Source organism: Agrobacterium larrymoorei (assembly GCF_005145045.1).
In the GTDB taxonomy this organism is placed as follows: domain Bacteria; phylum Pseudomonadota; class Alphaproteobacteria; order Rhizobiales; family Rhizobiaceae; genus Agrobacterium; species Agrobacterium larrymoorei.
In genome coordinates, this window is sequence record NZ_CP039691.1 from 2,289,510 (window position 1) to 2,308,223 (window position 18,714).

Genomic DNA, 18,714 nt, shown 5'->3' on the forward strand with positions numbered 1-18,714 from the left:
CATGATTGCCATATATCGTAAAAATCATGACAAACACGCTCGATACCCATATCAAACCCAACCGCCTTGTCGTGGCGCTGGCCTATGACGGGCTGTGCACCTTCGAGTTTGGCGTTGCTGTCGAGGTCTTCGGGCTCTCGCGCCCGGAAATGGGAGCTGACTGGTATCGCTTTGCCGTAGCAGCGATTGATGATGGCGAAATGCATGCGACAGGTGGCGTGCGCTTCATTGCCGATGGAGGTGTCGAGTTGATCGAGCGGGCGGGCACCATCATCGTACCGGGGTGGCGGGGCGTGGATGCCGCCGTGCCGGAAGCGCTCTGCGCCGCACTTCGCAAAGCGCATGAAAATGGTGCGCGTCTGCTTTCCATATGCTCCGGGGTTTTCGTTCTCGCTGCCGCAGGCCTTCTCGATGGCAAGCGAGCGACAACGCATTGGCGTTATACCAAAGCGCTGGCGGAGCGAAATCCTCACATCGAAGTTATGCCGGATGTGCTCTATGTCGATGGAGGCAATGTGCTGACCTCTGCCGGAAGTGCTGCGGGTATCGATCTTTGCCTGCATCTCATCCGCCGCGATTTCGGCACCAAGGCCGCGAATATGGTCGCCCGCCGCCTTGTCGTGCCGCCTCACCGGGATGGCGGGCAGGCGCAATTCATAGACAAGGCGGTGCCGGAGCCGCATGAGCGATCAAGGCTCGGCCCCTTGCTGGACGCGATGCAAGCGGATTTGACCGGCAGCTACACCGTTTCCGAACTGGCGCATATGGCAGGCATGAGCGGACGCACGCTTCTGCGCCGCTTCGAATCCGCAACCGGCACAACGCCTGCCAAATGGCTTTTGCTTCAAAGGCTGGCAAAGGCGAAAGATCTGTTGGAGACTTCCCCTCTTGGAATGGAGGCCATCGCTGAAAACTGCGGCCTCGGTTCCGCCGCCAATCTACGCCACCACTTTCGGCAGCAATTCTCAACGACGCCAGCGGCCTATCGGGAAAAATTCAGCATTGCCCTCAGGAAGGAACCCTAAGCTCCATGCTGGTTAAATCCAGCCAGCGGCCGAATTTTTTGCCGACTTCGGAATAGCGGCCGACGATGCGGAAGCCGAGTTTTTCGTGGAGGCGGATGGAGGCTGTGTTTTCGGATTCGATGGCGCCGATCAGGACGTGGACGCCTGCGGCCTTCGCGTGTTCGATGAGAGACAGCATCAGAAGCTTGCCGATGCCGTGGCCGCGTGCGTCCTTGTGGACATAGACGGAATGTTCGCGGGTGTGCCTGTAGCCATCGAAGGGGCGCCAGTCTCCAAAGGAGGCGTAGCCGACGACTGCGCCATCTTTCACCGCGACGATGACGGGGAAGCCGCGGTCGGTGCGGGCCTTGAACCAATCCTTGCGGTTTTGCAGATCGACCAGCGTCTCGTTCCAGATGGCGGTCGTGTTTTCCACGGCATCATTATAGATGTCCATGATTGTGGGAAGATCTTCGACGATGGCGTCGCGCAGTTCGATGCTCATGCTTTATGTCCGCTGCAAATCAGAGTTCTGTCGGAACAATAGGCATCGCTAATCTTGCTGTGAAGTGATTTCCGTATCTGCTGCTCAATAAGCCACGGAGGGCGCGAGGCTGAAGCTCGTCATTACTGCCGAGTAATGCACCGCCGCCGCCACCACGACGAAGCCGTGCCAGATGGCATTCTGGAAGCGCAGGCGCTCCCACACATGAAAAACTACGCCGAGGGAATAGATGATGCCGCCGATGACGATGAGCCACATGGTAACGGGTGCCAGGTGGTTGGAAAGCGGCTGCGCCACCATCACACCGCTCCAGCCCATGCCGAGATAGAGCAGGATCGCCAGCCGATCGTAACGGCCCGGATAGAAGCATTTGAGAAAAATGCCGCCCAGCGCCGCCATCCAGATGCCGGCAAGCGTCACGGCAATCATCGGCTCCTCAATGCCGCGCTGGAGAAACGGCGTATAAGTGGCTGCGATCAAAATGAAAATCGCGGAATGATCCAGCCTGCGCAGGAACCACTTCACCCTGGAGTGCGGCCAGATGTTGTAGGTAAAAGAAATGGACAGGCAGAGAATGAGGCCGAGAGCGTAAATCCATGCCGCTGCGATGGCGCTGAGGCTGCCCCACAACGTGACATAAAAGATGAGCGCGGTTGCGCCGATCAGCGCAAAAACAATGCCGACGCCATGCACGATGCCATCGGCCACAATTTCATGAAGGTCATATCGGCGGCCAAATGGCCAAAGCTCGCTCATCTCGTCTTCCCGTCTGCAATTTCCGCATCATGCAGACAATATGAGACAGGAACAAGACGTGGCAGACGATAAGACTTCACTTTGCATTCACGCCTGTCGCAAAAGCGGAGATGACGATCAACGGTCCACCAGAACCGAGCATTTGGCGTGTCTCACGACCCGATCCGCCGTTGCGCCGATGAAGTAGTTGGTGAAATCCGGCGTGTGCGAGGCAATGATGATGAGATCGGCATTCGCTTCTTCCGCAAGGCCCAGAATTTCCCGTGCAGGCGCACCGCTTCTGATTTCGACCGCACCGATCCTGTCCGATTTTTCCTTCAGCACGGCGAGCCTGTTCTTTGCATCCTTGATTGCATTTTCGATGATATCCATCGGCACGTCGATGGCGAGATAGTTCGGCAGATCTTCCACCACATTCACGAGCACGATCTGCCCGCCGTCATCGAGAAGCGCCTCGGCTTTCTTCAATGTGCGTTCGGCCTTGTCGGCGTTGCTCAGATCGACGGGGACGAGGATTTTTCTGTACATGTGTTTCTCCCTTCAGTTTCGAAAACAACTTTTCCGTTTATCTTGTTCCTTTAACATAAGCCCTTCGCCATGGTTCGGCTTGATTGAAATCAAGTCGGGCATGCGGTTTCATCGTCAACGAATATTGGAAAGTGAATCGCTGAACAGTGATCTTTTCTGAACGATGATCCGCCGTCATATTGAGCTCAAAGATTGCCGCGACACGCTGGCAGATGAATTTGGAGCCTATTATGACGCAGGAAAAGCAATTCGCATTCACGCGACCGGGATATGTCGGTCAGGCGCATCTCGTGGTGCAGGATCTGGCACAGGTGTCTGGTTTCTATCAGAACATCATTGGCCTTTCCGTTCTCGAGAAGAGCGCGAGCGGAGAGGTTCTGGGCGTAAACGGTCTGCCGCTTTTAACGCTGACCACATCCGGGGATGCTGCCGAGGCTCCGCGTAACGCTGCCGGTCTGTTCCATACCGCATTCCTGATGCCAAGCCGGGCGGATCTGGCACAGTGGCTGGCGCATGTCGCTCGCAACAACATCCAGCTTCAGGGCGCATCGGATCACCTCGTCAGCGAGGCCATCTATCTCTCCGACCCGGAAGGAAACGGCATCGAAGTCTATCGCGACCGCCAGCCGGACGAATGGTCTTACCAGACCGATGGCACGGTGAGCATGTCCACGCTGAGGCTCGACCTTCAGGCACTGTATGACAGCGCACCACAGACGCCATTCCACAAGGCCGCCGAAGGCACTGCAATCGGCCACATCCACCTGCAGGTGGGCGCATTGCCGCAGGCTGACGCCTTTTATCAGGATGTTCTGGGCCTGAAGATCATGGCGCGTTACCCGGGCGCCAGCTTCTTCGGTTATGGCGCTTATCACCACCATGTTGCGGCCAATATCTGGAACAGCAAGGGTGCTCAGGCCCGCTCGGAAAATATGACGGGTCTTTCCGGCTACTCGCTGAAGTTCAACGAGAAGGAAACGCTGGACAATGCCCTCGCGGCGCTGGACCGGCTGGAAATTTCCACAGAACGTCAAAGTGACGGCGTGGCGGTGAAGGACCCCTGGGGTATCGGGCTGAAGCTTTCAGCCTGATACCAATCGCTAATAGCCTATTTTAGCTAGGCAAAACATATTTCCAGATGGCTGGAACTGCGTTGCAATCTATGCGTTCTCCATCGCTTATGGGGACGCATATCATGAACGATCAACTCTTGACCCACCGGAAGAAACGCCACGCGCCGATGGCGGAGGTCGATCGCGACCCTGCGGTCAAGACTGCTCTTGCAACCGCGCAGGACGATGCACGAAGCCAGCAGCCATTGGGGCGGGAAGCGCTTGACGTTGCCGTATCCTGGTCGGTCGTCGGCCTGTTTCTGATCGTCCTCATGGCTGTCATCCACACCTTGTCGCTCGTCCTCATTCCCATCGTCATGGCGATTGTCGTCGGCATGATTCTCGGTGTTGCGGCTGAGAAGCTCGGTTCTTACGGCATACCCGGCTTTGCCGTGGCATTGATCCTTTCATCTGCCGTGGCGCTGGTGCTGTTTCTGGTGGTGAATTCTTTGGTGGAGCCGCTTTCGGCACTTGCAAGCGAAGGCCCCGGCCTTCTGGAGAAGACGCTCGATCGCTTCCTGCCGTATTTCCAGAACATTCGCTGGCTGAATATTTCCGCCGCCACCTTCAGTCTCGGCTCCATGTCCATGGAATCACTGATTTCGCGCAGCGGCGAGATCATCACTCTCGTCGGCGCAAACCTGACACCGGCCATCGTGCAGGGTCTCATGTTCTTCGCCGCGCTGCTGCTTTTCCTCTACAGCCGAGTCAGGCTCCGCAAGGCCGTCATCATGGCCTTCCCTCAGAGGCACCAGCGGCTCAGAACCATTCGCACCATTGCTTCCATCGAAACCGTGCTGAGCTCCTACTTCGCAACAGCCTCGCTGCTTTATGCCGCGCTTGGCTGTTCCATGGTGGTCATCGCTTATGTGGGCGGGCTGGCAATGCCGTTTCTCTGGGGCCTCTTCGCGTTCCTATCCAGCTTCGTGCCCTTCCTCGGCATCACAGCCATGACGCTGGCACTGGCCGTCGCAGGCATCATCACCCATGACAGCCTGTTTCTCGCTCTCCTGCCTTCCATCGTCTTCTTCACCATTCACCTGCTGATGGAAAACCTCGTCTTCCCCGCAGTTGTTGGGAAAAATCTGGAGATCAACCCCTTCCTCGTCTTTGTCGCCATCATCTTCTGGACATGGATGTGGGGTGCAGCAGGCGCAATGCTCGCCCTCCCGCTCTCCCTCATCGGCATGACGGTTGCGCGTGAACTGTTCCCATCCCGCAAGGTGGTGCCGAATCTGCCGGATTGACCGCTACCAGTTCTTCGGTTTTCTACATATAGTTGTGAATCGATGATCGGCTGTCGGAGCCGACCAGAGAAACAATATTGAAAACGATACTGAAAAGCGATACTATATGAAGTTGAGCAAGAAGCATCGAAGCGTGCTGGATGCGGTTTTTACCGACCCGGCGCTGGCGGAAATAGACTGGCGAGATATCGAAGCCCTTTTCCAGGCCTGCGGCGCGGAAATTTCCGAAGGAAGCGGCTCGCGTGTTCGGGTTGCACTCAACGGGGTGCGAGCGGTGTTTCACCGTCCGCATCCGCAAAAAGAAACGGACAAGGGAGCAGTGAAATCGGTGCGCCGGTTTCTCAGCGAAGCAGGAATAAGACCATGACCTTGATGCATTACAAGGGCTATGAAGCGGTCATCGAGTTCGATGAGGATGCAGAGATTTTCCACGGTGAAGTCATCAATCTGCGCGACGTGATCACGTTTCAAGGCACATCCGCAGCGGAGCTGAAACAGGCTTTGGCCGAATCTGTCGAAGACTATATCTCCTTCTGCAAGGAGCGTGGGGAAGAACCGGAAAAGCCATTTTCCGGCCAGTTCGTCGTGCGTGCTGAGCCGCGCCTGCATAAGGCGATTTCAACGGCTGCCCGAAGAGACGGTGTGAGCCTGAATAAGTGGGTGACATCGACGCTGGAAAAGGCTGTCTCTTGACCTCAGTTGGACGGCGGGTTGAAGGCCGGGTCGTCCAGGCGGGTGAAGGTTACGCCGCGCGCTTTCAGTGCCAGCAGGCCTTTCACTACACCTTCGCCAGCCTCGTGCGTGGGCTGGTTGATGTGAGAGATAATGACGTCGCCGTCCTTGGCGGAGGCGATGTGTTTTGCGGTCATGCTGGCACCGAGCAATGAGCCGCCGTCTCCATTGATGGAATAACCGGCCACGCGTTCGCCGAGTTGGTTGATTGTTGCCATGGAGGACTGTGTGTATTTCGCTGTCGCGCCGCGGAACCAGTGGGGCTGGTAACCGGTGGCGGACACGATAGCCTGCCTCCCGCCTTCGACTTCCTGAATGACGGCAGCCTCGGAACCGGCTGCGGCGATGCCGTAGATCGAGACGGGCTTGTCGACAGCGGGAACGTGGTTTTCGCCGTGATTTTCGATTTCGAAGAGATCGGGATGCGCCAGCAGAGTGGCGAGCGCCTGCGGGTTATGTTTCAGCCAGCGCGCGGTGACGAAGATGGTTGCCGGGATTTTCTCGTTCACCAGCGTATCGAGAATGCGAAAATCGGTCTTGCCCATGCAGGCATCCAGCGTGATCGCAACGCGCGTAACTTCGCCCTTGCCATGCATTTTCAGGCTCGGCTCCACGAGGCCGGAGCCTGCGAAAGCGGGAGAGGCAATGGCAACAAGCAGCGCGGCAATGTGGAAACGCTTCAACATTTCAATAGGCTTTCGTATGTTTCAGCAGTGAATGCCGCCCGCAAAGCGCCGGAATTATGGCGTTGCGGCGGGCAGGCCATCCAGTTCGGCAAGCTTTGCCAAAGCATCTTCCACGCGCTGCGTATCGCTGATGCCAAGCGGCATGACGGGCAGCGGCGGCTGGCGGTGCGTGAGCGACAGGAGATTGGCAGCGGCATAGACGACGCGGTAACTGCCGAACTCCCTAAACAGCGCCCAAAGTGGCTCGAAATAACTTTGCAGACGCTGAACTTCGGCAGCATCCTGTGCCTGAGCGGCGCGCAGCAGACGCAATGATGGCACCGGCAGAAGGCCGCCGATAACGCTGTACCAGGCATCCGCGCCCTGCATCACGGCGTCAGCACAGCCCCAATCACCGCTATATCCAATGGCAAAATCATCGCCCAGACGCGGGCGCAGACGCTCAAGCTCGGGCTTGAATTCCATATTGGCGGGCAGCGGCATTTTTACCGAGAGAATGTGCGGAATATAGGCGAGCCGAACCAGCAATTCGTCGCTAAAGGTGAAATGCGTTGTCGACGGATTGCTGTAGATGCAAAGCGGCAACGCCGTTGCGCCCGCAACGGCAGCGAAATGATGATAAGCCTCTTCCTGCGTCAAAGGCGTGTAGGACACCGGGGCAAGCAGCAGAGCATCCGCACCGGCACTTTCCGCATCCTTCGCAAGAGCCGTCGCCTCGTCCGTGCGCAATGCGCCGACGCCGACCATCAGCGTGCGCTTGCCCTTAAGGCAATCCGCCGCCGCCTGCACGGCACGCAGTCTTTCAGCGCGCGAAAGATAGGCATAGCTTCCAGTGCTACCCAAAAGGCCAACGGAATCGACGCCTGCGGCATCCAACCGCTCGACAAGCCGCGACAGCGCCTCGACATCGACGCAGCCATTCTCATCCGCTGGCGTCAACGGAAACGCGGAAAGACCGTGAAACCTGCTGCTCATAAAAATGCCCCTCAAAACCCTCTGATGAGAAGGATTACGGGGCAAAGCAGCGGACGGCAATAACAATATGAAATCAGTTAGATATGGTTGCGGATGGGCAACAATATGGGTGTTGGGAGGGTGCGTCGAACTCCATCTCTCCCCTTGTGGGAGAGAAAGCAATTTCAACATCTTAGCGAAGCTAAGTGTTAGAAATTGCAAGTGAGGGGTCTTATCGCGACCGTAGCCGAACCCCTCACCTGAAAAATCTATGACTTAGCTGAAGCTAAGACCATGATTTTTCTTCCTCTCCCACAAGGGGCCTGTTGCAAAACCCTACGGATATGATTCACTCTGTTCGTGAGCGATCGAAGGGGTGTTTGGATGGCGATGAAGAGCGGTTCTCAGTTCAGCTTTGCGGATGCGCTTGTGACGGTGCGCAGTGGGCCGGACCGGTTGGGCAAGCTGTTGTCGGTGGTGAAGTGGTATCGCTTCGAGAAGGTGCTGCGGTCGCTTGAACCTGATGGGGAGACTGGCGGTCGGCCTGCCTATCCTGTTCTGACGATGTTCAAGGCTTTGATGCTGCAGCAGCTTTACGGCCTGTCCGATGCGGAACTGGAGGAGGCGATCTATGACCGCCTTTCCTTTCGCCGCTTTTGTGGCATTGGCCTCGATGAGGCTGTTCCCGATCACACGACACTGTGCCGCTTTCGCAACCGGCTGGTGGAACGGAAACTTCTGGAGAAGCTGTTTGGCGAGCTTGACAGGCAGCTCGATGCCGCAGGCCTGATCCTGCGGCGCGGCACGATGCTGGATGCGACTGTCATCGAGACGCAAGCTGCTCGCCCGCCGCGTGCTCAAGATACGAACAACGGTGCCGAAGGCACTGAAGACAAAGAAGACAAGGTGCAGACGAGCGCACGCGATCCGGATGCGGCGTTTACCCGGCGCAAGGGTCGGCAGGGTTCGAGCTATGGTTACAAGGCCCATGTGGGCGTGGATGAAGGTTCGGGCCTGATCCGGCGGGTGATCACCACGCCGGCCAATATCAACGATACCGTGCCTGCCGATCTGCTGATCGTGGGCGACGAGACGCGGGTTCTGGGCGACAGCGCCTATCACACACATCAACGGGCCGCGATGCTGAAGGAGCGCGGGATTTTCTGCGGTCTGATGAAGCGCCCCAACAAGCATCACCCTGTTCTCAAAGCCGCAGCCCGCCGTTTCAACCGTGCCGTGGCCAGACGACGCGCTGCGGTCGAGACGACCTTTGCCACGCTCAAGCGCCGCATGGGGCTGAGCCACATTCGCTACATCGGTCTTGCCAAGGCATCCGCCCAGGTTCTGCTTGCGGCCATGGCGTTCAACATGCGCCGCTGGGTGACGCTGAGCGCGTGAGCCGAGGGGAGAACTGTGTCCGCAGTTCAGCCATATCACCCATCAACCAGCCTACACGAACCTAGAACCGCCCCTCGATAGGAAGGGCGGTGGCCAAGGTGATTTGTCGTTTGGCAATCAGCTTATGTCGGAAGTTACGCAACGGTCCCACAAGGGGAGAGGTAGGCTGCGGCGTCCCCCTCAATCATACAAATAATGCTTCGCCCATTGTGATTCCGGCACTTTGTCCCCGACCTTGTAATCGAAATTGCGGATGCCGAGGTTGGAGGCGATTTGGCATTTGTAGCGGAGGCGGTACCAGTCTCCGCCGCTGCGGAAGACCGCGCCGGGGGCCTTGATGGAATCCTTGCCGACTTCCGGGTCGCCGAAGGCGTAGGCGATGACCTTGTCCGGTTTCATGCCCTTCTGATCCTTGGCGATACGCTCCATGGCTTCGATATCGCAGCGTTGTTCCAGGCGCTCTTCCGGCGCCAAGGCATTCAGCTGTCGTATAACGCTTGCATCGATAGCGTAGGAAGGACCAATGAAGGAGAGGACGGAAAAGGCGGCCAGAAGGGCGACGGATAGAGGTTTTTGCATCGGATTCTATGAGGCTTTCTCGGGTCTTCTTGTCGTTTTTTGAGCGGAGAGAACTCGGGTCGCATCGAGGCGGCGAAGCGGTGCTCGATTGCGATCTATTGCCAGAATGTGATCGAAACCCGACGAAAATGTGCCCGGCTCTCATTCTGTCGTGGACAATACCAACTTGATCGCGCCACAACCGCCCTTTACACCATGAATACGCAGAATGATTTCCCATGAAAGCGAGTTTGCCTTGACCATTTTCAAGAACCTGCCCACCCCGCCCGTTGCCGAGAAAAAACCGGTTACGGACACGCATCACGGCATTACCCGCACGGATGATTATGCCTGGTTTCGTGCCGATAACTGGCAGGCCATGTTCAAGGACCCTACCCTTTTGGATCCCGCGATTCGCACGCATCTGGAGGCGGAAAACGCCTATATGGAAGCCGCGATGGCCGATACCAAACCGCTGCAGGAAAAGCTGTTCGAGGAAATGAAGGGCCGCATCAAGCAGGACGATTCCTCGGTGCCGGTGAATGACGGGCCCTATGCTTACGGCACGCTGTTCGTGACCGGTGGCGAGCAGCCGCATTATTTCCGCACACCACGCGATGGTGGCGAGAAACACGTTTTGTTGAATGGTGACAAGGAAGCCGAGGGCAAGGAATATTTCCGGCTGGGTGGGCTGGATCAATCCACCGACCACAGCCGCGGTATCTGGAGCTATGACGATAAGGGCTCGGAATATTACACGCTGCGCATTCGCGATCTGGCGAACGGCAACGACCTTGATGACGTAGTAGAAAACACCGGCGGCGGCGGGGCCTGGGCACCGGATGGCAAGAGCTTCTTCTATACGCTTCAGGACGAGAACCACCGCCCCTCCAAGGTCTTCCACCACATTATCGGCCAGCCGCAGTCTTCCGACCGGCTGGTCTATGAGGAGAAGGACCCCGGCTTCTTCATGGGCGTCGGCGCATCGGTGCTGGATGATTTCATCTTCATCGATATTCACGACCACGAAACCAGCGAATACCGCCTTCTCTCCACCAAGGATTTGCTGGCCGAACCGCAGATCGTGGCGGAGCGTGAGGAAGGCATCGAATATTCTATGTGCGAAGGCGGCGACGTTTTCTTCATTCTCACCAATAATGAGGATGCCAAGGATTTTCGTATTGTCGAGACACCGGTAGTCGCACCGGGCAAGGAAAACTGGAAGGAAATCGTGCCGCATGAGCCGGGTCGCCTTATCCTGTCGGTCGATGCCTATGCGCGCCATCTGATCTGGCTGGAACGCCGCGACGGCCTGCCTCGCATCGTCATCCGTGATCGCCAGACCGGCGAAGAACATGCGATTGCCTTTGCCGAGGAAGCCTATTCGCTGGGCCTGCATGGTGCGGCGGAATATGACACGGACGTCATCCGCTTCAGCTATTCCTCCATGACGACGCCGAGCCAGTTGTTCGACTACAATATGGTGACGCGTGAGCGCGTTCTGCTGAAAACGCAGGAAGTGCCATCCGGCCATAACCCCGATGATTACGTAACGCGCCGCGTGATGGCGACATCGCATGATGGCGCGCTGGTGCCTGTCTCCCTGCTCTACCGCAAGGATACGCCGCTGGATGGCTCCGCGCCCTGCCTGCTCTATGGTTATGGCGCTTACGGCATTTCCATTCCGGCCTCCTTCAGCACCAATAATCTGTCATTGGCGGATCGCGGCTTCGTCTATGCGCTCGCCCATATTCGCGGCGGCAAGGACAAGGGTTTCGAGTGGTACGAAACCGGCAAGATGGAGCACAAGCAGAACACTTTCAAAGACTTCATCGCCGCTGCTGACCATCTGGTGAAAGAAGGCTTTACCTCTTACGAAGGCATCATTGCCGAGGGCGGTTCTGCCGGGGGCATGTTGATGGGTGCGGTTGCCAACATGGCACCGGAGAAGTTCGCAGGCATCATCGCCGCCGTACCTTTCGTGGACGTGCTGACGACCATGCTGGACGACACCCTGCCGCTGACGCCGCCGGAATGGCCGGAATGGGGCAACCCGCTCGAATCGGAAGAAGAGTACCAGTGGATCGCCGCCTACTCGCCTTACGACAATGTCGCGGCCAAGCCCTACCCCCCACTGTTGGCCATTTCCGGCCTGACCGACCCGCGCGTGACCTATTGGGAACCCACCAAGTGGGTAGCGAAGCTGCGTGAGAAGACCACGAGTGACGCGCCCATTCTGCTCAAGACCAACATGGCCGCAGGCCACGGCGGCAAGTCCGGTCGCTTCCAGCGGCTGGAGGAGATTGCGTTCGAGTATGCGTTTGCGCTGAAGGTTGCGGGTAAGGACGCGGTGTAAGCATATGTCCTTCGTCATGCTCGGGCCTGTCACGCTGGTGCGCTGCTATAGTGAAGACCGCGCACCACCACCTTCGTCATCCTAGGGCTTGTCCCTAGGATCTACTCACGCTTCTGCGGATGCGACGTCGGTAGATCCTCGGGTCAAGCCCACTGCTGTCCGGTTTAAATTTCTGGACAAGGCGCATGACATTGATTCTACTCGGTTTCAGACGTTTCGCGGCGATCTGGACACGAACAGGAGATCAACGTCATGCGCCACCAGAATAGCGTTTTTCATCAAATACAGAAGCATGTTCCCTGGCAGGTCTTCGAAGGGCTTGTGGATAAGTACAAGGGCGATCACAGGGTTCGGCGGTTTTCGATGAAGGACCAGTTGCTGGCGCTTCTGTTTGCTCAACTTTCCGGCGCGCAAAGCCTGCGCGAGATCGAGGCAGGGCTGTCGAGCCACCGCAACCAGCTTTATCATCTGGGTGCCCACGGCGTGGCGCGCTCCACCCTTGCCGATGCCAATGCCACAAGGCCTGCGGACGTCTTTGCCGATCTGTTTTCCCATATGGCGGCTGCCGCCAGCCGAAGAACCCGTCGCCATATCCGCGATGCGGTGCGCCTGCTCGACGCCACCCGCGTCGCCGTCTCCTCCATGAGCAATGGTTGGGCCGATATGGTCAGCGGGCGCAGAGCCGCCAAGCTGCATGTCGCCTACGATCCGAATGGCGACATCCCCATGGCGATGACCATGACAGGCCAGAGAACCAACGACATCGTGCCCGCAAAGGCCATGCCGATCGAACCCGGCATGACCTATGTCTTTGATCTGGCTTACTATGATTTCGCGTGGTGGGCAGCGCTGGACCGGGCAGGCTGCCGCTTCGTCACACGGCTTAAGACCAACACGCATCTTCAGGCCGCCACCGAACAGCCTCCAAGCGAGAGCGATCACATCCTGTGCGACAGGATCGGGCTGTTGGCACAACGCATGGCGCGCTCGAGACGCAATCCCTTTTCCGAACCGTTGCGCGAGATCGCGGTGCGGATCGACACGGGCAGGACCATCCGGCTCGTCACCAACGATCTGGATGCGCCAGCCGAAGAGATTGCCGAGCTTTACAAACAGCGCTGGCAGATCGAACTGTTCTTTAAATGGGTCAAGCAGAACCTCAGGATACGCCATTTCTTCGGAGCATCCGAAAACGCCGTGCGCATCCAGACCTATGTCGCCCTCATCGCCTATCTTGTGCTGCGCATGGCGCAGGCCTGCCAGAGCGCCATCACGCAACCGCTCACCTTCACCCGCCTCGTACGCCTCAACCTCATGCACAAAAGGCGATCCGACCAACTCCTTAAACCACCCACACAACCGTCCAAATCCCCAAACCAGATGGTGCTGATGTGGGACTGAAATTTAAACCGGACAGTAGTGGGTCAAGCCCGAGGATGACGGAGAGAAGATTAGGCAGAAAAATTGCTCACATAACCTAACGTAAGCCACTTTCCTCGAAGTTTTTTCCACAAAATTACTTTTCTTTACGGTAATTTGCGCCACACCAGATTTTAACGGAATTTTTATTCCATTGAACTGTATAGTGATAAATTTACCTAGTAAAATCTGCAATAAGAAAAGTATTACACATAAGCGCAAATGGTTCAAAAATCCGGCGCATAGCAGCAATGTGCCCTTTTTCGTTGCACAATCATCTTTCCGCCCTATTATAAAAACCACTGACATATTTTTGCGCATTTTTGCCGCTCGGCTGCGGCTCTCTTCGTCGCGTTCAGGCGGCTATTCTTTTGATGAGCGTTCGCTCGTCTTTCACGCGCCGTGTCATTCGCTTCGTGAGCTTCCGCGCCTAGGAAGCTACCGAGGCATCGTAACGCGCTTCATCCTCCGCTCGCGTAGAGGTGGCGCACTGGCAAACCGGCTTTGCAGTGCCCCGGTTCGCCTGTTGATAACACTGCATTAGACTTGGGGTCATATTGATGAAGAAACTCCTAGCCTCGACCATTCTCGTAACGGGCTTTACCATCGCTGCCGGTGCAGCAACCTCCGCAAACGCCGCAGAAGAATGCGGCAATATCACCATCGCCGAAATGAACTGGGCTTCCGCTGGCGTTGCCGCCTATGTGGACAAGTTCATCATGGAAAACGGCTATGATTGCACGGTCGATATCGTGACCGGCGACACCACGCCGACCTTCACCTCCATGAACGAAAAGGGCCAGCCTGACATGGCACCCGAAATGTGGGTGAACACGCTGGGCGCGCCTTATGAGGACGCCGTAAAGAACGGTACACTCATTCAGGAAGTCAAAATCCTGACCGATGGCGGCGTTGAAGGCTGGTGGATTCCGAAATATCTGGCCGACGAACATCCCGATATCAAGACCGTTGAAGATGCGCTGAAGCATCCCGAGCTCTTCCCGGCGCCGGAAGACGCCAGCAAGGGTGCCGTCTTCGGCTGCCCTCCGGGCTGGGGCTGCCAGCCAACCACGGCCAATCTGTTCAAGGCGCGCAAAGCCGCTGACAAGGGCTTCACGCTGGTCGATACCGGCTCCGGTGCGGGCCTCGATGGCTCCATTTCCAACGCCTATGAAAAGAAGCAGGGCTGGCTCGGCTATTACTGGGCACCAACGGCCATTCTCGGCAAGTACGACATGGTGAAGCTGGACGACGGCGTTGAGCTGGACCGCGAAGCTTACGACAACTGCATCGCAAAGCCGGATTGCGCCGATCCTAAGCCAAACGCCTACCCGGTTGCCGATGTCTTCACGGTCGTAACAAAGGAGTTCGCTGAAAAGGCCGGTCCTTCCGTCGATTACATCAAGAAGCGCCAGTGGGGTAACGATACGCTTGCCGAAGTGCTGGCCTGGATGGACGAAAACCAGGGCACCAACGAAGACGGCGCGCAGTATTTCCTCGAGAACCATGAGGAAATCTGGAGCAAGTGGGTTTCGCCCGAAGTGGCGGAGAAGCTGAAGGCTTCGATTTGAGGTGAGTGATTTGCACGCACGGTCTGTGAAGGCCGTGCGTGGATCGCCAGCCGTGCAACTCCTCTTCCGTCATCCCGGCCTTGAGCCGGGATCCAGTGCGATCAAGTCCTTGATCGCGGAAGGAGTCCTTTCGCCTTGCAGACGCAAGGCGGCTGGATCCCGGCTCAAGGCCGGGATGACGGAAACGGGAGCTTTGCGCGACACAGCAACCCCATACGCCCTCTTATCCAAAAACAAGGGAAAACAACAATAATGGCCCTCTGTAATTTTCTGCCGGATATGCTGTGCAAATTTCCGGCGCTCAGCAACGGCACCATGCGCGTGGCACGCAAGACAATCGATGATGGCTTTCGCGATATCGTTCGTGAATATGGCTCGATCATCGATACGGTCGTGCATCCGCTGCAGGTGTTTTTGAATTCATCCGAACGGTTCTTCATTCAGACGCCGTGGATCATCATTTTTCTAGGCCTGCTGGCCCTCGTGCATCTGGCCGGACGCAGCATTCGCATCACCGCAGGCACTGCCATTTCGCTCTGCCTTATCGGCGCAGTCGGGCTGTGGCGGGATGCGATGACGACGCTGTCCATCGTGGCAATCGCAACGCTGATTGCCGTCATCATCGGCCTGCCGCTGGGCATTCTCATGGCGCGCTCCGAGCGCGTGCAGCGCTTCATCAACCCGACGCTGGACGTTATGCAGACGATGCCGAGCTTCGTTTATCTGATCCCCGTCGTCGTCATCTTCGGCATCGGCAAGGTGCCGGGTCTGATTGCGGTGGTCATCTATGCCGTGCCGCCGATGATCCGTCTGACCAATCTCGGCATCCGCATGGTGGACCGCGAGGTTCTGGAAGCGGCGGATGCCTTCGGTTCATCGCGACGACAGACGCTGTTCAACGTGCAGCTGCCTCTGGCACTGCCCACCATCATGACCGGCATCAACCAGACCATCATGATGTCGCTGGCCATGGTCGTCGTCGCCTCCATGGTGGGCGTTGGCGGGCTGGGTAAGAACGTGCTTCAGGCCATCAACAACCAGTTCTTCACCATCGGCTTCCTCAACGGCTTCGCGCTGGTTGCGATTGCCATCATGTTCGACCGCGCCAGCCAGGCATTCGGCAAGCGTCTTCAGAAATATCGCGAGGTGAGCCATGGCTAAGGGCATCGAAATCAAGCATCTCTACAAGATCTTCGGCAAGCATCCGGAGAAATATCTTGAGGCCGTTAAAGCCGGGATGAGCAAGACCGAGTTGAACGACAAGCACAACCATGTGCTTGGCCTCAACGACATCAACATTACCATGCCGGGCGGCAAGATTACCGTGGTCATGGGGCTTTCGGGCTCCGGCAAGTCCACGCTGATCCGCCACATCAACCGGCTGATCGACCCGACGGCGGGCGAAGTGCTTTATAATGGCGAGGACGTCTGCTCCATGGGCACGTCGGCGCTGCGCGACTTCCGCCGCCACAAGACGGCGATGGTGTTTCAGAAGTTCGGCCTGCTGCCGCACCGCACCGTGCTGGAAAACAGCGTCTATGGCCTCGACATCCAGGGTGTTGCCCGCAAGGAAAGCACCGAGAAAGGCCGTTACTGGCTGGAGCGTGTCGGCCTTGCCGGTTACGAGGATTATTATCCGAACCAGCTTTCCGGCGGCATGCAGCAGCGTGTGGGCCTTGCCCGCGCCCTGACGAACGATGCCGACATTCTGCTGATGGACGAAGCCTATTCGGCGCTCGATCCGCTGATCCGCGTCGATATGCAAACCATGCTGCTCGATCTTCAGCAGGAACTGAAGAAGACCGTCGTCTTCATTACGCATGATCTGGATGAAGCGCTGCGCCTTGGCGATCACATCGCAATCCTCAAGGACGGCGAGGTCGTTCAGCAGGGCGATGGCCAGAGCATCATTCTCAACCCGGCCGATGAATATGTCGCAGACTTCGTGCGTGATGTGAACCGTGGCCGCGTGTTGCAGGCAACGACGGTGATGGAGCCGCTGGACAGCGCGCCGGAAGGCATGTCCGTTCCGGAAAACGCGACGCTGGAAACAATCGCCCGCGACATGACCGATGCGAACGAGACTACGGCTCATGTCGTCAACGACGAGGGCGAAGCCGTTGGCACCATCGGCATCGAAACGCTGGTGGCCGCCATGGTGACACCTGCGACGCAGGATGCGGAGGAAACCGAACTTCCGCCTTCAGCAACGCAAGAGGCCGCCTCCCCGGTTGCCAGGACGAACGCTCCTGAAAAGCAGGACGCGTGATTCCCTCAAGTTTCGACCTGATTCCCTCCGCAACCATGCTTGCGGAGGTCTCACCCTGCTAAAGAATCGGCATTTGCGGGCTTTTTGACAATTTGCAAGCCCTAAAGTTGCAAAATCGAAGCAGTACTTTCCAGCCTGTCAAGCAGATATCGCCTCACGTAAGGCGATGACGCAAGCTTCGCGCAAGCTTCAGCGGTTAAAAATTCGTTAACAGCTTGATGAGGCTTATTATGAATATCGACAATAATATTGGCGGCTCACCCTATCAGGGTCGCTCACAACATATTGAGAAAGTGCAAACGGAAACGGCGAATTCCGAAGTTCAGGCTTCGGTGTTCAGCGGAAATTCTATTTCCTTCGTCAACGCGCTGCAATCCACGTCACTCGCAAACGTTCTCTGGACTGTCAATCGCGATGCCGCCCCCGAAACGGCTGCCGCTTCTTCCATGACAACAGCAGATAGCGATGCCGCCTGGGTGTTTCAGGCCTATACTGAACACTGAAATCGCCGGATCACTCCGGCGATTATCTCTCCCCACCTTATGAGGTGGCGCAGTCATCAGGACTGTGAAATCAGGCGATTGCGTTGGTTTCAATCGTCACATGTGACAATTCCCCAAAAGACTTCAGCTTTTCCCGGTAGTAGCCCGAGGATTTTTCCTCAGTCGTGGAAATGGCAATAATGGCGGCATAATGCCCCGGCCCTACCTGCCACAAATGCAGGTCGGTAATGTTTTCCTGTCCGGTTTCGATGGCGCTGCGAATTTTCGTTGCCAGCGCCTGATCCTGTGGCACGGCATCGACCAGAACCGAGCCCGTGGCGCGGATGAGGCCCCATGACCAGCGTGCAATGACGAGCCCGCCGACGATGCCCATGGCGGGATCGAGGAAGTTCCAGCCATTCCACTTGCCCAGCAGCAGGGCCACGATTGCCAGCACCAATGTCAGCGCATCTGCGATGACGTGCAGATAAGCGGCACGCAGATTGTTATCCCTGCCGCCATGATGGGCGTGATCGCCATGGTGGTGATTGGCATGGGCGTGAGAACCATCATGATGGCCGTGATGCGCATGGCTTCCGTGAGAGTGGCCGCCATGGGAATGTCCATGATCATGCCCATGGTGATGCCTAATGTGATGACCATGATGGTGATCGTCCTTCAACAACAGCGCGCTGACGAAATTGACGAGGAGGCCGATGACCGCGACGATGATTGCCTGATTGAAATCGATCTCTACCGGGGAAACGAAGCGCAGTGCGCTTTCCCAGGCAATCAGCAGCGCCACAACCGCCAGCACCACGGCGCTGGCAAAGCCCGCCAGATCACCGAACTTGCCGGTGCCGAAGGTGAAGCGCGAATTGCGCGCATGTTTGCGGGCATAGAGATAGGCCAGCGCCGAAATCAGCATCGCGCCCGCATGGGTGGACATGTGCCAGCCATCCGCTGTCAGCGCCATGGAGCCGAACCAGTTGCCCGCCGTGATTTCCGCCACCATCATGACGGCAGTCAGGGCAATCACCATCCAGACTCGCCGCTCGTTGCGCTCGTGATTAGCCCCAAGAAAAACGTGGTCATGCGTTCCATCCGCATGGATATGCGCGCTCAATGCCATTGCCT

19 protein-coding genes are annotated in these 18,714 nt (G+C 57.3%); 12 read left to right on the plus strand and 7 right to left on the minus strand.

Annotated features, from left to right (window positions below; genetic code table 11):
* Positions 1-26 precede the first annotated feature (26 nt).
* The gene (gene ftrA / locus CFBP5473_RS11065; RefSeq protein ID WP_027677175.1) at positions 27-1,025 is read left to right on the plus strand and encodes a transcriptional regulator FtrA; all 999 of its coding nucleotides are present in this window, start codon (positions 27-29) and stop codon (positions 1,023-1,025) included.
* Here the strand turns inward: ftrA and CFBP5473_RS11070 are convergent.
* The 3 genes from CFBP5473_RS11070 to CFBP5473_RS11080 form a co-directional block, all read right to left on the minus strand.
* Entirely contained in the window at positions 1,009-1,509 is a 501-nt protein-coding gene (locus tag CFBP5473_RS11070) for a GNAT family N-acetyltransferase (protein ID WP_027677176.1), read from the minus strand. The two genes, ftrA and CFBP5473_RS11070, sit on opposite strands and share 17 nt — an antisense overlap.
* Positions 1,510-1,593: 84 nt before the next feature.
* Positions 1,594-2,265 carry a PAQR family membrane homeostasis protein TrhA gene (gene trhA / locus CFBP5473_RS11075; RefSeq protein ID WP_027677177.1) on the minus strand — a complete coding sequence of 224 codons (672 nt, stop codon included), beginning with the start codon at positions 2,263-2,265 and terminating at the stop codon, positions 1,594-1,596.
* A gap of 117 nt (positions 2,266-2,382) precedes the next feature.
* Entirely contained in the window at positions 2,383-2,793 is a 411-nt protein-coding gene (locus CFBP5473_RS11080; RefSeq protein ID WP_027677178.1) for a universal stress protein, read from the minus strand.
* A gap of 230 nt (positions 2,794-3,023) precedes the next feature.
* Here CFBP5473_RS11080 and CFBP5473_RS11085 point away from each other — a divergent pair, with 230 nt between their 5' ends.
* The 4 genes from CFBP5473_RS11085 (at position 3,024) to CFBP5473_RS11100 (ending at position 5,845) form a co-directional block, all read left to right on the plus strand.
* Positions 3,024-3,884 (plus strand): VOC family protein, encoded by an 861-nt coding sequence (locus CFBP5473_RS11085; protein ID WP_027677179.1) that lies wholly within the window; start codon positions 3,024-3,026, stop codon positions 3,882-3,884.
* 149 nt (positions 3,885-4,033) lie between these two features.
* A complete protein-coding gene (locus CFBP5473_RS11090) occupies positions 4,034-5,152 on the plus strand; it encodes an AI-2E family transporter (protein ID WP_051441439.1) in 1,119 nt (372 codons plus the stop codon).
* Positions 5,153-5,258: 106 nt separating this feature from the next.
* Complete coding sequence (locus CFBP5473_RS11095) at positions 5,259-5,519, plus strand: type II toxin-antitoxin system HicA family toxin (RefSeq protein WP_027677181.1); 261 nt, start codon at positions 5,259-5,261, stop codon at positions 5,517-5,519.
* Positions 5,516-5,845, plus strand: a complete 330-nt coding sequence (locus CFBP5473_RS11100; protein WP_027677182.1) for a type II toxin-antitoxin system HicB family antitoxin — start codon at positions 5,516-5,518, stop codon at positions 5,843-5,845. The genes CFBP5473_RS11095 and CFBP5473_RS11100 overlap by 4 nt, the downstream gene beginning before the upstream one ends.
* A 2-nt stretch (positions 5,846-5,847) precedes the next feature.
* Here the strand turns inward: CFBP5473_RS11100 and CFBP5473_RS11105 are convergent, their stop codons facing one another.
* Positions 5,848-6,570, minus strand: a complete 723-nt coding sequence (locus tag CFBP5473_RS11105; protein WP_027677183.1) for a polysaccharide deacetylase family protein — start codon at positions 6,568-6,570, stop codon at positions 5,848-5,850.
* A gap of 54 nt (positions 6,571-6,624) precedes the next feature.
* Positions 6,625-7,545: a dihydrodipicolinate synthase family protein gene (locus CFBP5473_RS11110; RefSeq protein WP_027677184.1), complete on the minus strand. Its 921-nt coding sequence runs from the start codon at positions 7,543-7,545 to the stop codon at positions 6,625-6,627.
* Positions 7,546-7,908: 363 nt separating this feature from the next.
* On the opposite strand from CFBP5473_RS11110, the gene CFBP5473_RS11115 reads away from it, so the two are divergent.
* A complete protein-coding gene (locus CFBP5473_RS11115; RefSeq protein WP_136954340.1) occupies positions 7,909-8,922 on the plus strand; it encodes an IS5 family transposase in 1,014 nt (337 codons plus the stop codon).
* 180 nt (positions 8,923-9,102) lie between these two features.
* Here the strand turns inward: CFBP5473_RS11115 and CFBP5473_RS11120 are convergent, their stop codons facing one another.
* A complete protein-coding gene (locus CFBP5473_RS11120) occupies positions 9,103-9,501 on the minus strand; it encodes a DUF930 domain-containing protein (protein WP_027677339.1) in 399 nt (132 codons plus the stop codon).
* A 235-nt stretch (positions 9,502-9,736) separates the two neighbouring features.
* Between CFBP5473_RS11120 and CFBP5473_RS11125 the strand changes: the two genes are divergently transcribed.
* The 6 genes from CFBP5473_RS11125 (at position 9,737) to CFBP5473_RS11150 (ending at position 17,598) form a co-directional block, all read left to right on the plus strand.
* Positions 9,737-11,836 (plus strand): S9 family peptidase, encoded by a 2,100-nt coding sequence (locus CFBP5473_RS11125; RefSeq protein ID WP_027677338.1) that lies wholly within the window; start codon positions 9,737-9,739, stop codon positions 11,834-11,836.
* 252 nt (positions 11,837-12,088) lie between these two features.
* On the plus strand, positions 12,089-13,237 hold the full coding sequence (locus tag CFBP5473_RS11130; RefSeq protein ID WP_136954349.1) for an IS4 family transposase: 1,149 nt from the start codon (positions 12,089-12,091) through the stop codon (positions 13,235-13,237).
* A gap of 578 nt (positions 13,238-13,815) precedes the next feature.
* The gene (locus CFBP5473_RS11135; RefSeq protein ID WP_027675592.1) at positions 13,816-14,826 is read left to right on the plus strand and encodes an ABC transporter substrate-binding protein; all 1,011 of its coding nucleotides are present in this window, start codon (positions 13,816-13,818) and stop codon (positions 14,824-14,826) included.
* Between the two features lie 252 nt (positions 14,827-15,078).
* Entirely contained in the window at positions 15,079-15,987 is a 909-nt protein-coding gene (locus CFBP5473_RS11140; RefSeq protein WP_027675593.1) for an ABC transporter permease, read from the plus strand.
* Positions 15,980-17,095 carry a quaternary amine ABC transporter ATP-binding protein gene (locus CFBP5473_RS11145; protein ID WP_234881749.1) on the plus strand — a complete coding sequence of 372 codons (1,116 nt, stop codon included), beginning with the start codon at positions 15,980-15,982 and terminating at the stop codon, positions 17,093-17,095. The genes CFBP5473_RS11140 and CFBP5473_RS11145 overlap by 8 nt, the downstream gene beginning before the upstream one ends.
* A 230-nt stretch (positions 17,096-17,325) precedes the next feature.
* On the plus strand, positions 17,326-17,598 hold the full coding sequence (locus tag CFBP5473_RS11150) for a hypothetical protein (RefSeq protein ID WP_027675594.1): 273 nt from the start codon (positions 17,326-17,328) through the stop codon (positions 17,596-17,598).
* A 70-nt stretch (positions 17,599-17,668) separates the two neighbouring features.
* Here the strand turns inward: CFBP5473_RS11150 and dmeF are convergent, their stop codons facing one another.
* Complete coding sequence (gene dmeF, locus CFBP5473_RS11155) at positions 17,669-18,709, minus strand: CDF family Co(II)/Ni(II) efflux transporter DmeF (RefSeq protein WP_027675595.1); 1,041 nt, start codon at positions 18,707-18,709, stop codon at positions 17,669-17,671.
* Positions 18,710-18,714: the final 5 nt, after the last annotated feature.

Coding starts and splice junctions, on each gene's coding strand:
- CFBP5473_RS11070 (WP_027677176.1), bottom strand. CDS start 1,509: ATGAGCATCGAACTGCGCGACGCCATCGTCGAAGATCTTCCCACAATC.
- CFBP5473_RS11130 (WP_136954349.1), top strand. CDS start 12,089: ATGCGCCACCAGAATAGCGTTTTTCATCAAATACAGAAGCATGTTCCC.
- CFBP5473_RS11095 (WP_027677181.1), top strand. CDS start 5,259: ATGAAGTTGAGCAAGAAGCATCGAAGCGTGCTGGATGCGGTTTTTACC.
- CFBP5473_RS11085 (WP_027677179.1), top strand. CDS start 3,024: ATGACGCAGGAAAAGCAATTCGCATTCACGCGACCGGGATATGTCGGT.
- CFBP5473_RS11105 (WP_027677183.1), bottom strand. CDS start 6,570: ATGTTGAAGCGTTTCCACATTGCCGCGCTGCTTGTTGCCATTGCCTCT.
- CFBP5473_RS11150 (WP_027675594.1), top strand. CDS start 17,326: ATGAATATCGACAATAATATTGGCGGCTCACCCTATCAGGGTCGCTCA.
- CFBP5473_RS11115 (WP_136954340.1), top strand. CDS start 7,909: ATGGCGATGAAGAGCGGTTCTCAGTTCAGCTTTGCGGATGCGCTTGTG.
- ftrA (WP_027677175.1), top strand. CDS start 27: ATGACAAACACGCTCGATACCCATATCAAACCCAACCGCCTTGTCGTG.
- CFBP5473_RS11090 (WP_051441439.1), top strand. CDS start 4,034: ATGGCGGAGGTCGATCGCGACCCTGCGGTCAAGACTGCTCTTGCAACC.
- CFBP5473_RS11080 (WP_027677178.1), bottom strand. CDS start 2,793: ATGTACAGAAAAATCCTCGTCCCCGTCGATCTGAGCAACGCCGACAAG.
- CFBP5473_RS11140 (WP_027675593.1), top strand. CDS start 15,079: ATGGCCCTCTGTAATTTTCTGCCGGATATGCTGTGCAAATTTCCGGCG.
- CFBP5473_RS11145 (WP_234881749.1), top strand. CDS start 15,980: ATGGCTAAGGGCATCGAAATCAAGCATCTCTACAAGATCTTCGGCAAG.
- trhA (WP_027677177.1), bottom strand. CDS start 2,265: ATGAGCGAGCTTTGGCCATTTGGCCGCCGATATGACCTTCATGAAATT.
- CFBP5473_RS11100 (WP_027677182.1), top strand. CDS start 5,516: ATGACCTTGATGCATTACAAGGGCTATGAAGCGGTCATCGAGTTCGAT.
- CFBP5473_RS11135 (WP_027675592.1), top strand. CDS start 13,816: ATGAAGAAACTCCTAGCCTCGACCATTCTCGTAACGGGCTTTACCATC.
- dmeF (WP_027675595.1), bottom strand. CDS start 18,709: ATGGCATTGAGCGCGCATATCCATGCGGATGGAACGCATGACCACGTT.
- CFBP5473_RS11120 (WP_027677339.1), bottom strand. CDS start 9,501: ATGCAAAAACCTCTATCCGTCGCCCTTCTGGCCGCCTTTTCCGTCCTC.
- CFBP5473_RS11110 (WP_027677184.1), bottom strand. CDS start 7,545: ATGAGCAGCAGGTTTCACGGTCTTTCCGCGTTTCCGTTGACGCCAGCG.